This is a genomic window from Bradyrhizobium sp. USDA 223, assembly GCF_044909005.1.
GTDB classification, from domain to species: domain Bacteria; phylum Pseudomonadota; class Alphaproteobacteria; order Rhizobiales; family Xanthobacteraceae; genus Bradyrhizobium; species Bradyrhizobium yuanmingense.
Map to the genome: position 1 here is coordinate 7,644,049 of NZ_JBIYDR010000001.1, position 13,568 is coordinate 7,657,616.

The 13,568-nt window shown below is 64.3% G+C and carries 13 protein-coding genes and 1 pseudogene; 13 read left to right on the forward strand and 1 reads right to left on the reverse strand.

The genetic code is table 11. The annotated features are described in order from the left end of the window. Positions 1-16 precede the first annotated feature (16 nt). Positions 17-1,600, reverse strand: a complete 1,584-nt coding sequence (locus ABIA40_RS35580) for a DEAD/DEAH box helicase (protein WP_271542840.1) — start codon at positions 1,598-1,600, stop codon at positions 17-19. 480 nt (positions 1,601-2,080) lie between these two features. Here ABIA40_RS35580 and urtA point away from each other — a divergent pair, with 480 nt between their 5' ends. The 13 genes and pseudogenes from urtA (at position 2,081) to ABIA40_RS35645 (ending at position 13,564) form a co-directional block, all read left to right on the forward strand. Beyond that, a complete protein-coding gene (gene urtA, locus ABIA40_RS35585) occupies positions 2,081-3,403 on the forward strand; it encodes an urea ABC transporter substrate-binding protein (RefSeq protein ID WP_035998103.1) in 1,323 nt (440 codons plus the stop codon). Between the two features lie 84 nt (positions 3,404-3,487). Then, positions 3,488-5,095, forward strand: a complete 1,608-nt coding sequence (gene urtB / locus ABIA40_RS35590) for an urea ABC transporter permease subunit UrtB (protein ID WP_271542841.1) — start codon at positions 3,488-3,490, stop codon at positions 5,093-5,095. Then, positions 5,092-6,261 carry an urea ABC transporter permease subunit UrtC gene (gene urtC / locus ABIA40_RS35595; RefSeq protein ID WP_404545892.1) on the forward strand — a complete coding sequence of 390 codons (1,170 nt, stop codon included), beginning with the start codon at positions 5,092-5,094 and terminating at the stop codon, positions 6,259-6,261. The genes urtB and urtC overlap by 4 nt, the downstream gene beginning before the upstream one ends. A 6-nt stretch (positions 6,262-6,267) precedes the next feature. Next, positions 6,268-7,029 carry an urea ABC transporter ATP-binding protein UrtD gene (gene urtD / locus ABIA40_RS35600; protein WP_018646608.1) on the forward strand — a complete coding sequence of 254 codons (762 nt, stop codon included), beginning with the start codon at positions 6,268-6,270 and terminating at the stop codon, positions 7,027-7,029. A gap of 88 nt (positions 7,030-7,117) precedes the next feature. Then, on the forward strand, positions 7,118-7,813 hold the full coding sequence (urtE, locus tag ABIA40_RS35605; RefSeq protein ID WP_271542843.1) for an urea ABC transporter ATP-binding subunit UrtE: 696 nt from the start codon (positions 7,118-7,120) through the stop codon (positions 7,811-7,813). Positions 7,814-7,845: 32 nt separating this feature from the next. Beyond that, positions 7,846-8,676 (forward strand): urease accessory protein UreD, encoded by an 831-nt coding sequence (locus ABIA40_RS35610; protein WP_271542844.1) that lies wholly within the window; start codon positions 7,846-7,848, stop codon positions 8,674-8,676. Positions 8,677-8,714: 38 nt separating this feature from the next. Then, positions 8,715-9,017, forward strand: a complete 303-nt coding sequence (locus ABIA40_RS35615) for an urease subunit gamma (RefSeq protein WP_007605424.1) — start codon at positions 8,715-8,717, stop codon at positions 9,015-9,017. Positions 9,018-9,148: 131 nt separating this feature from the next. Next, positions 9,149-9,454 carry an urease subunit beta gene (locus ABIA40_RS35620; protein ID WP_026202067.1) on the forward strand — a complete coding sequence of 102 codons (306 nt, stop codon included), beginning with the start codon at positions 9,149-9,151 and terminating at the stop codon, positions 9,452-9,454. A 56-nt stretch (positions 9,455-9,510) separates the two neighbouring features. Beyond that, positions 9,511-10,050, forward strand: a complete 540-nt coding sequence (locus tag ABIA40_RS35625) for an HD domain-containing protein (RefSeq protein WP_157283712.1) — start codon at positions 9,511-9,513, stop codon at positions 10,048-10,050. Between the two features lie 34 nt (positions 10,051-10,084). After that, a pseudogene (ureC, locus tag ABIA40_RS35630) lies at positions 10,085-11,801 on the forward strand (urease subunit alpha). Between the two features lie 129 nt (positions 11,802-11,930). Continuing rightward, positions 11,931-12,230: a putative quinol monooxygenase gene (locus ABIA40_RS35635; RefSeq protein WP_035998129.1), complete on the forward strand. Its 300-nt coding sequence runs from the start codon at positions 11,931-11,933 to the stop codon at positions 12,228-12,230. Positions 12,231-12,243: 13 nt separating this feature from the next. Further along, entirely contained in the window at positions 12,244-12,855 is a 612-nt protein-coding gene (locus ABIA40_RS35640) for an urease accessory protein UreE (protein ID WP_271542846.1), read from the forward strand. After that, entirely contained in the window at positions 12,836-13,564 is a 729-nt protein-coding gene (locus ABIA40_RS35645) for an urease accessory protein UreF (RefSeq protein ID WP_404546441.1), read from the forward strand. The genes ABIA40_RS35640 and ABIA40_RS35645 overlap by 20 nt, the downstream gene beginning before the upstream one ends. Positions 13,565-13,568 lie beyond the last annotated feature (4 nt).

A 13,568-nucleotide genomic window follows, 5' to 3' on the forward strand; every position in this document is an offset into this window, starting at 1 on the left:
TCCAGGTCGTGGACGGCTAGTGCGAATAGGGTTTGCGGTTCGGTTGGCTGTTTGGCCGACTCTGGCGGCGCAAAAAGGCAACGCCTTGTATCCCATCAGGGGTCCCGGCGCTATGCGCGGAACGCTGTTCCGGACGGTCGACAGGCGCTGAATGCATCTTACCACCGGAGCGGCGGCGGCGAGAACCCTTGGAGGCATTCGGGCCACTGCCGGGCCGTCCGTCGGCATGCCTTGCCTCGGCGTGGCGTCCCTCACCGTGCCTGCCGTCGCCTTGCTTGCCCGCACTATGGTGGCGCCCGTCGGCATGCCGTTCGTCGGCGCGACGTCCGTCACCGTGCCGTGCGCCTTGCGGGCGCTGGCCCGGACGACCGCCCGGCCGGCCCTGTCGTTGCTGCGACGGGCCGGGACCGGGATCGCGGCGGCCGGCGTCGGTGCGGTGGTCCTCCCGCGGCAGGGCGACGCGAATCAGCCGCTCGATGTCGCGCAGATAGCCGAGCTCCTCGCCGCCCGCGACCAGCGAGATTGCGGTGCCGTCGGCTCCGGCGCGCGCGGTGCGGCCGATGCGGTGGACGTAGGTCTCCGGCACGTTCGGCAGGTCGAAATTGATGACGTGGCTGATGCCGTCGACGTCGATGCCGCGGGCGGCGATGTCGGTGGCGACCAGGGTGCGGATCTCGCCCGAGCGGAACTGGGCGAGCGTGCGCTCGCGATGATTCTGCGACTTGTTGCCGTGGATGGCGTTGGCGGCGATGCCGGCCTTGGCCAGCGTCTTCACCACCTTGTCGGCGCCGTGCTTGGTGCGGGTGAAGACCAGCGCGCGGTTGATCGCCTCGTCCTGCAGCAGCTTGGTCAGGAAGGCGGGCTTGGCCGCGAAGTCGACCTGCAGGATGCGCTGGTTGATCCGCTCGGCGGTCGAGGACACCGGGGTTACCGCGACACGGGCGGGGTCGCGCAACATGGAATCGGCGAGTTCGGCGATGTCCTTCGGCATGGTGGCCGAGAAGAACAGCGTCTGCCGCTTGATCGGCAGCTTGGCGACGATTTTGCGGATGTCGTTGATGAAGCCCATGTCGAGCATGCGATCGGCTTCGTCGAGCACGAGGAACTCGACGTTTGAAAGCTTCAAGCCGTTGCTCTGCACGAGGTCGAGCAGGCGGCCGGGGGTGGCGACCAGCACGTCGACGCCCTGCATCAGCGCACGGACCTGGCGGCCCATCGGCACGCCGCCGATCGCGAGCGTCGAGGACAGGCGGATGTGGCGGCCGTAGGCGTTGAAGCTGTCAAGGATCTGGCCGGACAGCTCGCGGGTCGGCGACAGCACCAGCACGCGGGCGGTCTTGGGCTGCGGCTTGATGCGGTTCTCAAGCAGACGATGCAGGATCGGCAGCGCGAAGGACGCGGTCTTGCCTGTACCGGTCTGGGCAATGCCGACGACGTCGCGGCCGGTCAGTGCCAGCGGGATGGTTTGGGCCTGGATCGGGGTTGGGGTGACGTAATTCTCTTCACGAAGAGCGCGCGCGATGGGTTCGGCGAGGCCGAAGTCCTGAAACGAAGTCAAAAGAGGGGTTCTTTCCATGTCAAAAGCGAACGCCCGGCGCATCAGCGCGGCGCGCGCAAAAGGGTGTCGAGAAGACACCTGCGTGTTTGGGGTGTCGGATGGCTTGGATGATATGGGGCAAGCCAGAGGCCCGTAGAGGGCTTAAGAACACGCGGCTCGCTACGACCCCTTGATTCGCAAGAGGTCTCGGACGCTCATATGGAACATCGAGGGGGCGCTTTCAAGGCACTTGCCTCCGAAACAGCGGGTGCGGTGCAAAAATACTGCTGCCAGAAATTTAGCCAACATTGGCGATTTGCTTAGAAAGTAGTCTGACTGCCGCTTTCGCATACATTTATGTTGCCTATGATTTAGGCTGCAAGACTGCGGAGAAACTTCGATTTCTGCCAATTAGCTTTGCAAATTCAATCAGTTGATGGGTGCCCAGCCCATGGCATGGTTCTTGCGATTCCATTAACCGCAGGCGGCCGTGGGGCCGTTTCGCAGCGTTTTTCACGTCTGCGTCAGGGAGATGAGGCACTCATGTTTAACAAATCCACTCACGATATAGCGGCGTCATTTAGCCGCCGCGGCGTGCTCGCTGCGACCGCCGGACTGATGCTCGGTCTGGCTTCATTGACTGGCGCAAAGGCCGCCGACGACACCATCAAGGTGGGTGTACTCCACTCCCTGTCCGGCACCATGGCAATCAGCGAAACCACGCTGAAAGACACCATCCTCTTCCTGATCGACGAACAGAACAAGAAGGGCGGCGTGCTCGGCAAGAAGCTGGAAGCCGTCGTCGTCGATCCCGCATCGAACTGGCCGCTGTTCGCCGAAAAGGCGCGCGAGCTGATCACCAAGAACAAGGTCTCGGTCGTGTTCGGCTGCTGGACCTCGGTGTCGCGTAAGTCGGTGCTCCCGGTGTTCAAGGAGCTCAACAGCATCCTGTTCTACCCCGTGCAATACGAGGGTGAGGAGAGCGAGCGTAACGTGTTCTACACGGGGGCTGCGCCGAACCAGCAGGCGATCCCTGCCGTCGACTACCTCATGAAGGACGAGAAGGTGAAGCGCTGGGTGCTCGCGGGCACCGACTACGTCTATCCGCGCACCACCAACAAGATCCTCGAGGCCTATCTGAAGTCCAAGGGCGTCGCCCAGGAAGACATCATGATCAACTACACGCCGTTCGGTCATTCCGACTGGCAGACGATCGTGGCAGACATCAAGAAGTTCGGCTCGGCCGGCAAGAAGACCGCGGTGGTCTCGACCATCAACGGCGACGCCAACGTTCCCTTCTACAAGGAGCTCGGCAACCAGGGCATCAAGGCCAAGGACATCCCGGTGGTGGCGTTCTCGGTGGGTGAGGAAGAGCTCGCCGGCATCGACACCAAGCCGCTGGTCGGCCACCTCGCCGCCTGGAACTACTTCCAGTCGATCAAGTCGCCGGAGAACGAGAAGTTCATCAAGGCGTGGCAGGCCTACACCAAGAATCCGAAGCGCGTGACCAACGATCCGATGGAAGCGCACGTGATCGGCTTCGACATGTGGGTCAAGGCGGTCGAGAAGGTGAAGTCGACCGATCCCGACAAGGTCATCGACGCTCTCCCGGGCATCGAAGCCAAGAACCTGACCGGCGGCACCTCCAAGATGCTCCCGAACCACCATATCACCAAGCCGGTGTTCATCGGCGAGATCAAGGGCAACGGCCAGTTCGACGTGGTCTGGAAGACCCCGAGCCTCGTCCCCGGCGACGCCTGGTCGAAGGAGCTCGACGGCTCCAAGGACCTGATCGGCGACTGGGTCGGCAAGAAGTGCGGCAACTTCAACACCAAGTCCAACAAGTGCCTCGGCTCGGGCTCCTGATCCCGATCTGACGCTCCATTGCAAGACCGGAGAGGGCGGCGATCCCGCCGCCTTCTCCACTCATTTCTGCCGGGGTCATTCACAGTGCCAGCCCATTTGTCTGCTCGTCTCTGTTCGCTTGCACTCTCGTTGTTTCTGATTGCGTTCGCGCTGCCGGCCTTCGCCGGTCCTTTCGAGGATGCGGTCGCCAAATTCGCCAACGATGATTTTTCCGACACGGAAGAGGCGATCGGTGTGATCGCGGGCAGCGGCAGCAAGCTGGCTTTTCCGATCATCAATGCGCTTCAGGACGGTCGCCTCATGGCCGATCCCGACAGCAAGAAGGTGTACGTCACTGATGGAGACGGCAAGTCGATCGACGCTGCGACCGGCGAGGCCGTTGCCAGCGTTCCCGACAGTGCGAGCGCGGTTCGCCTCAACAACCGCCTGCGCCGCAGCGTCGATGCCGCGCTCGGCAGCCTGACGCTGCAGTCTCCGGACGTCGGCACGCGCCTGCAGGCCGCGCAGTCCGTCTTCAAGTCGCACGAGGAGACCGCGCTCGAGGCGGTCGATGCCGCGCTTGCCAAGGAAGCCAACAAATCCGTCAAGGTGGCGCTCGCTGAGGCCCGCGCCGCGATCCTACTGTTCAAGTCCGACGCCACCGAGGTCGAGAAGCTCGAAGCGGTCGCGACCCTCAAGGCGCGGGGCGACCAGGATGCGCTGGCGCTGCTCACCGGCATGGGCGACCAGCCGGCCTCGGTCACCAAGGCCGCCGCGAGCGCGATCGGCTCGATCCAGAATTCGCTCGCGGTCTGGTCGATGGTGCAGAATGCCTGGTACGGCCTCTCGCTCGGCTCGGTGCTGCTGCTCGCCGCGATCGGGCTCGCCATCACATTCGGCGTGATGGGCGTCATCAACATGGCGCACGGCGAGATGGTGATGATCGGAGCCTACACCACCTTCGTGGTGCAGGAGGTGATCCGCACCCGCTATCCCGGCCTGTTCGACTATTCGCTCTTGATCGCCGTGCCGCTTGCCTTCCTCGTCGCCGGCGCGATCGGGGTGCTGATCGAGCGCAGCATCATCCGCTTCCTCTACGGCCGCCCGCTCGAGACGCTGCTCGCGACCTGGGGCCTCTCGCTGGTGCTGCAGCAGGCGGTGCGCACCATGTTCGGCCCGACCAACCGCGAGGTCGGCAACCCCTCCTGGATGAGCGGCGCGTTCGAGCTCGGCCAGATCACCATCACCTATAACCGGCTCTGGATCCTTCTCTTCACGCTCGCCGTGTTCGCGATCCTGCTCGCGATGCTGCGCTACACCGCGCTGGGCCTCGAAATGCGCGCGGTGACGCAGAACCGCCGCATGGCGGCTTCCATGGGCATCGCCACCTCGCGCGTCGACGCGCTGACCTTCGGCCTCGGTTCGGGCATTGCCGGCATCGCCGGCGTGGCGCTGTCGCAGATCGACAATGTCAGCCCCAATCTCGGCCAGAGCTACATCATCGACAGCTTCATGGTCGTGGTGTTCGGCGGGGTCGGCAATCTCTGGGGCACGCTGGTCGGCGCCTTCACGCTCGGCATCGCCAACAAGTTCCTGGAGCCGGTCGCCGGTGCCGTGCTCGGCAAGATCGCGATCCTGGTTCTCATCATCCTGTTCATTCAAAAGCGGCCGCGCGGCCTGTTCGCGCTCAAGGGCCGTGCGGTGGAAGCATGACCCCTCACATGCTGACGCGATCGCTGGACCGCAGCGCGGCGATCTTTCTCGCAATCGTCGCCGCCTGCGGCATCCTCATCCCGCTCTCCAACCTGCTGCTGCCCGCGGGCTCGTTCCTGCAGGTGCCGACCTATCTCGTCGCGCTCTGGGGCAAGTATGTCTGCTACGCCATCCTGGCGCTGTCGATCGACCTGATCTGGGGCTATTGCGGCATCCTCTCGCTCGGCCACGGCGCCTTCTTCGCGCTCGGCGGCTACGCCATGGGCATGTACCTGATGCGGCAGATCGGCACCCGCGGCGTCTACGGCAATCCGATCCTGCCGGATTTCATGGTGTTCCTGAACTGGGAGAAGCTGCCCTGGTACTGGTACGGCTTCGACATGTTCTGGTTCGCCGCGCTGATGGTGCTGGTCGTGCCCGGCTTGCTCGCCTTCTGCTTCGGCTGGCTCGCCTTCCGCTCCCGTGTCACCGGCGTTTATCTGTCGATCATCACGCAGGCGATGACCTACGCGCTGCTGCTCGCCTTCTTCCGCAACGACTTTGGTTTTGGCGGCAATAACGGCCTGACCGACTTCAAGGATATCCTGGGCTTCAACGTGCAGGCGGAGGGGACGCGCGCCGCGCTGTTCGCGCTGAGCTGCCTGGCGCTGATCATCGGCTTCCTGATCTGCCGCGCCATCGTCTCCTCCAAGCTCGGCATGGTCTTGATTGCCGTGCGCGACGCGGAATCGCGCACGCGCTTCCTTGGCTACCGCGTCGAATCCTACAAGCTGTTCGTGTTCACGGTGTCGGCCTGCATGGCCGGCGTCGCCGGCGCGCTCTACGTGCCGCAGGTCGGCATCATCAATCCGAGCGAATTCGCACCGGGCAATTCGATCGAGGCGGTGATCTGGGTCGCGGTCGGCGGCCGCGGCACGCTGGTCGGCGCGGCGCTCGGCGCCGTCGTCGTCAACTACGCCAAGACGTTCTTCACCTCGGGCGTGCTCGCGCCGTACTGGCTGTTCATGCTGGGCGCATTGTTCATCCTGGTGACGCTGCTGCTGCCCAAGGGCATCGTCGGCACCTTCAATGCCTGGTGGGATCAGTCGAAGGAAAAACGCACCCCCGCGACCTCCGTGAGCGCTGCGGCCGAAGACGGCGTCACCGAACCCAAGATGGCGGAGTAAGCGGTCATGAACGTCATGGACACCCGCGCGACCTCCGCGATGCTCTATCTGGACGGCGTGCACGTCTCCTTCGACGGTTTCCACGCCATCAACAATCTATCGCTGACGCTCGAGCCCGGCGAGATGCGCGCCATCATCGGCCCGAACGGCGCCGGCAAGACCACGATGATGGACATCATCACCGGCAAGACCAAGCCGGATGAAGGCACCGTGCTGTTCGACGGCGTCACCGACCTGACGCGGCTCGACGAGACCCGCATCGCCGAGCTCGGCATCGGCCGCAAATTCCAGAAGCCGACCGTGTTCGAGAGCCAGACCGTGCAGGACAACCTCCTGCTGGCGCTCAATGTCGACCATTCGGTCCGCGGCACGCTGTTCTGGCGCGGCAGCAAGGCGGAGTCCGAGCGTATCGACAAGGTGCTGGAGACGATCCGCCTCACCGAGGCTCGCAATCGTCTCGCCGGCAGCCTCAGCCACGGCCAGAAGCAATGGCTGGAGATCGGCATGCTGCTGGCGCAGGATCCGAAACTGCTGCTGGTCGACGAGCCCGTCGCGGGAATGACCGACGTCGAGACGCATCTCACCGCCGAGCTGCTGAAGGAAATCAACAAGACCCACACCGTCATGGTGGTCGAGCACGACATGACCTTCGTGCGCGAGCTCGGCGTCAAAGTCACCTGCCTGCACGAAGGCACGGTGCTCGCGGAAGGGACCATCGACCAGGTCTCGTCCAACGAGAGGGTCATCGAAGTGTATTTGGGAAGGTAGCGAATGGCGAATAGGGAATGGCGAATGGACTGGCCGCTTCTCCTATTCGCTACTCGCCATTCGCTATTCGCCCGCAAAGGTGTTTCCGATGCTTGAAGTGAAAGACATCAACCTGTTTTACGGTGCTGCCCAGGCGCTGCGCGGCGTCTCGATCTCGGCCAAGCCCGGCAAGGTCACCTGCGTGCTCGGGCGCAACGGCGTCGGCAAGACCTCGCTGCTGCGCGCGATGGTCGGGCAATATCCGATCTCCTCGGGCGCAATCGTGTTCGACGGCAGCGATATCACCGGCCTCAGGCCGTACGAGCGGGCGCGCAAGGGCATCGGCTTCGTACCGCAGGGCCGCGAGATCTTCCCGCTGCTGACAGTCGAGGAGAACCTCAAGACCGGCTTCGGCCCGCTCAAGCGCGAGGACAAGCACATTCCGGACGACGTGTTCTCGCTGTTTCCGGTGCTGCAATCCATGCTCGGCCGGCGCGGCGGCGACCTCTCCGGCGGCCAGCAGCAGCAGCTCGCGATCGGCCGCGCGCTGGTGATGCGGCCAAAACTGCTTTTGCTCGACGAGCCCACCGAAGGCATCCAACCCTCGATCATCAAGGACATCGGCCGCGCCATTTCCTATTTGCGCAATCTCGGCAACATCGCCATCGTGCTGGTCGAACAATATCTCGACTTTGCCTGCGAACTCGGCGACAGTTTCGCGGTGATGGATCGCGGCGCGGTGAAGTTCACCTGCGACCGCTCCAATCTCGATCCGGCCGAGATCAGCCGCCAGATGGCGCTGTAGGCCATTCTGCCGCGACCGGCTGGGGGAGGCGGATGCGCAGCGAATTGTCGGCCACGTCCACGCTGTTCGAGGCCAACCGCGCCCGTGGCGCGGTGCGCTTCGACGTGCATGCGCGCGACGGCGTGACGCGTCGCGGCGCCTTGCATGAATCCGGTTCGCTCCGCGTCCGCTTTCCCTCGCCGGAAGATCAGGGTCTGTCCGGCGTGTTCGTCAACACGGCCGGTGGGGTCGCCGGCGGGGACAGTTTTGATATCAACATCGCGGCGGCGGATGGCGCGCGGCTGACACTGACCACAGCGGCCGCCGAAAAGGTCTATCGCACACCCGGAGCGGCAGCGCAGCTCAACATCGCCCTGAAGGTCGGCGCGGGCGCGCATCTTGCCTGGCTGCCCCAGGAGACGATTTTGTTCGACCGTGCCCGCGTCCAGCGCCGCTTCGATATCGATCTCGACGAGGCGGCCTCGCTCCTGCTGTGCGAGATCGTCGTGTTCGGCCGCACCGCCATGGGCGAGCGGATGCAGCAGGGCGAGTTCGTCGACCGCTGGCGGCTACGCCGCGGCGGGCGGCTGGTGTTCGCCGAGACGGTCCGGCTCGACGGCGATATCGGTGCCAAGCTTGCACGGCCCGCGGTCGCTAAAGGTGGCTCGGCGATCGGCACAGCCCTGATCGTGCCCGGCGACGAGGCTCTGGTCGAGCGTATCCGGGAGGCGTCGGAATCGTTCTCCGGCGAGGTCGGAATCTCGGCCTGGAATGGCTTTGCAATGGCGCGGTTCTGTGCCCAAGATGCGGCGCGCTTGCGCGCCGACATGATGACGGTGCTGGCGCGCACCGGTGCGGCCCTGCCGCGGCTCTGGCTGAACTAGACTGGTTGAATTGACGTGTTGAACGGAAGAGATGTCGCATGAATCTGTCTCCCCGCGAAAAGGACAAGCTTCTGATCTCGATGGCCGCGATCGTGGCCCGCCGCCGGCTGGACCGCGGCGTCAAGCTCAACCATCCCGAGGCGATCGCGATCATCTCCGATTTCATTCTGGAAGGCGCGCGCGACGGCCGCACCGTCGCCGAGCTGATGCAGTCAGGCGCGCAGGTGCTGACCCGCGACCAGGTGATGCCGGGCATTCCCGAGATGATCCACGACATCCAGGTCGAGGCAACTTTTCCTGACGGCACCAAGCTCGTCACCGTGCACGAGCCGATCCGTTGAAGCGCGAGATTGTATCAACATCGTCATGCCCGGGCTTGTCCCGGGCATCCACGACTATCAAACCAGACGCCAACACGTGGATGGCCGGGACAAGCCCGGCCATGACGCAGCGGAGCAAGACGAGGTAGCACATGATCCCCGGCGAACTCTTCATCCAGGACGGCGAGATCGAGCTCAACGCCGGCCGCAAGACCGTGACGCTGACGGTCGCCAATACCGGCGACCGCCCGATCCAGGTTGGCTCGCACTACCATTTCTTCGAGACCAACCCCGCGCTGAAGTTCGACCGCAAGAAGGCGCGCGGCATGCGCCTCGACATCGCCGCCGGCACCGCCGTCCGCTTCGAACCCGGCCAGACCCGCGACGTCCAGCTCGTCGCCATGGCCGGCAAGAAGACGATCTACGGCTTCCGCGGCGATGTGATGGGGAAGCTGTGACCTCCGCAGGAACGAGCACGCCGCGGCATGGTTGAGGCGGAAACGGAGGTATTTCCATGCTCTCACCAATCCGCCTCGTCTCGGAAGCTGCCGAGCTCGCCGCGCAGCGCCATAACGGCATGGCGCGCAAGGGCCGCGGCAACGAACCCTATATCAATCATCTCGCCGAGGTCGCGAACCTGCTCGCGACTGCGACCGACGGCGCCGATGCCGAACTGGTCGCGGCCGGCTGGCTGCACGACACGATCGAGGACACCGACACCACGCGCGAGGAACTCGCGCAGAGATTTTCCGATCGGGTCGCGTCCCTCGTTGCCGAGTGCACCGACGACATGAGCTTGCCGAAAGCGAAGCGGCGGCAGAAGCAGATCGAGGACGCGCCCCACAAGTCGCCGGGCGCCAAGCTGATCAAGATCGCCGACAAGATCAGCAATACGGGCGCGCGCATTCAAACCGATCCGAGTGCTGGGGAGCGCGAAGATCTCGCCGACTATATCGCCTGGGCCACGAAGGTCGTGGCTGGGTGCCGCGGCGGCAATGCGTGGCTCGACGAAAAATTCGATGACGCCGTGAAAGCAGCAAAGGCCTTGCTGTGACCAACCAGACATTCAATCGCAAACGGGGCTTGTGATGTCCGTCAAGATGAAGCGTTCCGTCTATGCCGACATGTTCGGTCCGACCACCGGCGACAAGGTGCGGCTGGCCGACACCGACCTCATCATCGAGGTCGAGAAGGATTTCACCACCTATGGCGAGGAGGTGAAGTTCGGCGGCGGCAAGGTGATCCGCGACGGCATGGGGCAGTCGCAGGTCACCAACAAGCAGGGCGCCGCCGATACGGTCATCACCAATGCGCTGATCGTGGACCATTGGGGCATCGTGAAGGCCGACGTCGCCATCAAGGACGGCATGATCGCTGGCATCGGCAAGGCCGGCAATCCCGATATCCAGCCGGGCGTCACCATCATCATCGGTCCCGGCACCGACGTGATCGCGGGTGAGGGCAAGATCCTCACCGCCGGCGGCTTCGACAGCCACATCCATTTCATCTGCCCGCAGCAGATCGAGCACGCGCTGATGTCAGGTGTCACCTCGATGCTGGGCGGAGGCACAGGACCGTCCCATGGCACTTTCGCGACCACCTGCACACCGGGGCCGTGGCACATGGGGCGGATGATCCAGTCGTTCGACGCCTTCCCGGTCAATCTCGGCATTTCCGGCAAGGGCAACGCGTCGCGCCCCGCCGCGCTGGTCGAGATGATCAGGGCCGGCGCCTGTGCGCTGAAGCTGCACGAGGACTGGGGCACCACGCCGGCCGCGATCGACAATTGCCTGTCGGTGGCCGACGATCACGACATCCAGGTGATGATCCACACCGACACGCTGAACGAATCCGGCTTCGTCGAGGACACGATCAAGGCCTTCAAGGGCCGCACCATCCACGCCTTCCACACCGAAGGCGCCGGCGGCGGCCATGCCCCTGATATCATCAAGGTGGCCGGGCTGAAGAACGTGCTGCCGTCGTCGACCAACCCGACGCGGCCCTTCACCCGCAACACCATCGACGAGCATCTGGACATGCTGATGGTGTGCCACCATCTCGATCCCTCCATCGCCGAAGATCTGGCGTTCGCCGAGAGCCGCATCCGCAAGGAGACGATCGCGGCCGAAGACATCCTGCACGACCTCGGCGCGCTCTCGATGATGTCCTCGGACTCGCAGGCCATGGGCCGCCTCGGCGAGGTCATCATCCGGACCTGGCAAACCGCGGACAAGATGAAGAAGCAGCGCGGCTCGCTGCCGCAGGACAAGGGCAAGGACAACGACAATTTCCGCGTCAAGCGCTACATCGCCAAGTACACGATCAATCCGGCGATCGCGCACGGCGTGTCGAAGCTGATCGGCTCAGTCGAGAAGGGCAAGCTTGCCGACCTCGTGCTGTGGTCGCCGGCCTTCTTCGGCGTCAAGCCGGATTGCATCGTCAAGGGCGGCACGATCGTCGCGGCGCCCATGGGCGATCCCAACGCCTCGATCCCGACGCCGCAGCCGGTGCATTACCAGCCGATGTTCGGCGCGTTCGGCAAGGCGCGTACGGCATCCTCGGTGGTGTTCACCTCCAAGGCCGCGATCACCGGTGGCCTCGCGCGCAAGCTCGGCATCGAGAAGAAGCTCTATGCAGTCCAGAACACCCGCGGCAAGATCTCCAAGAAGAGCATGATCCACAACGACGCGACGCCCAATATCGAGGTCGATCCGGAGACCTATGAAGTGCGCGCGGATGGCGAGTTGCTCACCTGTGCGCCGGCCGAAGTGCCTCCCGATGGCGCAGCGATATTTCATGTACTGAAATAGCGCCTCGACGCATGTCCCCGGCGGTGTCCGGGGACGGCTTTTTGCGGTTTTGCGTTCGGTCCCGCCTGGTCTAATGTCCCGCCCGGTATCGTAACCCTCAGAAGAAAAGCCGGGAGGATTTCTCGTGATCTACGTCGTTGCCACCCTGACCATCAAGCCCGAGACGCGCGCCGAATTCATCGCGGCCGCCACCGCCTGCATCAAGGAGACGCGGAAGGAGCCCGGCAATATCGCCTACGATTTGCATGAGAGCGTCACGGACCCCGCCAAGATGGTGTTCGTCGAGCAGTGGGAGAATATGGAGGCGCTGGGGCCGCATCGCGCTGCCGAGCACATGAAGACGTTCGGCCGCGTTGCGGTGAAATGCTTCACGGCGCCGCCGAAGATCGAATACATCACGCCCGAGAAGGTCGAGACACGGTAAAGAGGTAAGACGCATGATCCGGGCGACGCAGGTCAGGGGACAGCACCGCTTCACGGAAGCACCAGTGGACACGGTTGTGCTCGATTTCGACGACCGGCACCGCCGCCGCATGACGATGACCGGAACGCGTGGTCTCGAATTCCTGCTCGACCTGGAACATGCCGTCGCGCTGCGCGGCGGCGATGCGCTGGTGCTGGAGGACGGAAGGCTGATCGAGGTGGTCGCGGCGCCCGAGCCGCTGCTCGAAATCCGCGGCCGCGATCCGCACCACCTCGTGCGCGTCGGCTGGCATCTCGGCAACCGTCATCTGCCGACCCAGATCATGGCCAAGGCCCTGCGCATCCGCCGCGATCACGTCATCGAGGCGATGGTGAAGGGCCTTGGCGCGCGTGTGATCGAGATCGAGGCGCCGTTCGATCCCGAAGGCGGCGCCTACGCCGATGCCGGCCACGCGCATGGACACGACCATGCGCATCACGATCACGGCCATCATCACCATGACCATGGCCACCACCATGATCATGGCTCGCATGACCATGGCCACGAGCACCACCATCACCACGACGAGCATTGCGATCATCCCGATCATCACCACGGCCACAAGCATGCTCATGACCACAAATGAGCCGGTCGGCGCCGGTGATCTTGCCGAGGGCGAGGCGGCGGCGTTGTACCGGCTGATGACCTGGCTTTCGCCGGCATTTCCCGTCGGAGGCTTCTCCTACTCCAGCGGCATCGAATGGGCGGTCGAGGCGGGCGACGTCACCGACACGACGACGCTGGCGGATTGGCTCGATGCGATGCTCGGCGACGGCTCCGGCTTCTGTGACGCCACGTTTCTGGTCCACGCCTATCGCGCCACGGAATCGGGCGAGACGGCCGCATTGAACGAGATCGCCGAGCTCGCGAGCGCCTTCGTGCCGTCGCGCGAGCGGCAGCTGGAGACGACCTCGCAGGGTCGCGCCTTCATCGACATCTCGCGCGCCGCGTGGGATGCCGACGGACTGGATGCCACGGTCGCGGCATGCAGCGCGCCGCTGGTCTATCCGGTCGCGGTCGGTGTGGTTGCCGCGATGCACGCCGTGCCGTTGGCGCCGACGCTGCACGCCTTCCTGCATGCGCTGGTCTCGAACTGGATTTCCGCCGCTAGCCGGCTCATTCCGCTCGGCCAGACCGATAGCCAGCGTGTGCTGGTGAAGCTGGAAGCCGCCGTCGCCGCCACCGCCAATCGCGCGCTGAATGCGACCTTGGACGATCTCGGCAGCGCGACGTTCCGGGCCGATCTCGCCAGCTTGCAGCACGAGACGCAATATACCCGCTTGTTTCGGTCGTGAGCGG

Excerpts from the sequence above, each read along its gene's own strand:
- ABIA40_RS35580 (WP_271542840.1), bottom strand. The coding sequence starts at position 1,600 with ATGCGCCGGGCGTTCGCTTTTGACATGGAAAGAACCCCTCTTTTGACT.
- urtA (WP_035998103.1), top strand. The coding sequence starts at position 2,081 with ATGTTTAACAAATCCACTCACGATATAGCGGCGTCATTTAGCCGCCGC.
- urtC (WP_404545892.1), top strand. The coding sequence starts at position 5,092 with ATGACCCCTCACATGCTGACGCGATCGCTGGACCGCAGCGCGGCGATC.
- urtD (WP_018646608.1), top strand. The coding sequence starts at position 6,268 with ATGAACGTCATGGACACCCGCGCGACCTCCGCGATGCTCTATCTGGAC.
- urtE (WP_271542843.1), top strand. The coding sequence starts at position 7,118 with ATGCTTGAAGTGAAAGACATCAACCTGTTTTACGGTGCTGCCCAGGCG.
- ABIA40_RS35610 (WP_271542844.1), top strand. The coding sequence starts at position 7,846 with ATGCGCAGCGAATTGTCGGCCACGTCCACGCTGTTCGAGGCCAACCGC.
- ABIA40_RS35615 (WP_007605424.1), top strand. The coding sequence starts at position 8,715 with ATGAATCTGTCTCCCCGCGAAAAGGACAAGCTTCTGATCTCGATGGCC.
- ABIA40_RS35620 (WP_026202067.1), top strand. The coding sequence starts at position 9,149 with ATGATCCCCGGCGAACTCTTCATCCAGGACGGCGAGATCGAGCTCAAC.
- ABIA40_RS35625 (WP_157283712.1), top strand. The coding sequence starts at position 9,511 with ATGCTCTCACCAATCCGCCTCGTCTCGGAAGCTGCCGAGCTCGCCGCG.
- ABIA40_RS35640 (WP_271542846.1), top strand. The coding sequence starts at position 12,244 with ATGATCCGGGCGACGCAGGTCAGGGGACAGCACCGCTTCACGGAAGCA.
- ABIA40_RS35645 (WP_404546441.1), top strand. The coding sequence starts at position 12,836 with ATGCTCATGACCACAAATGAGCCGGTCGGCGCCGGTGATCTTGCCGAG.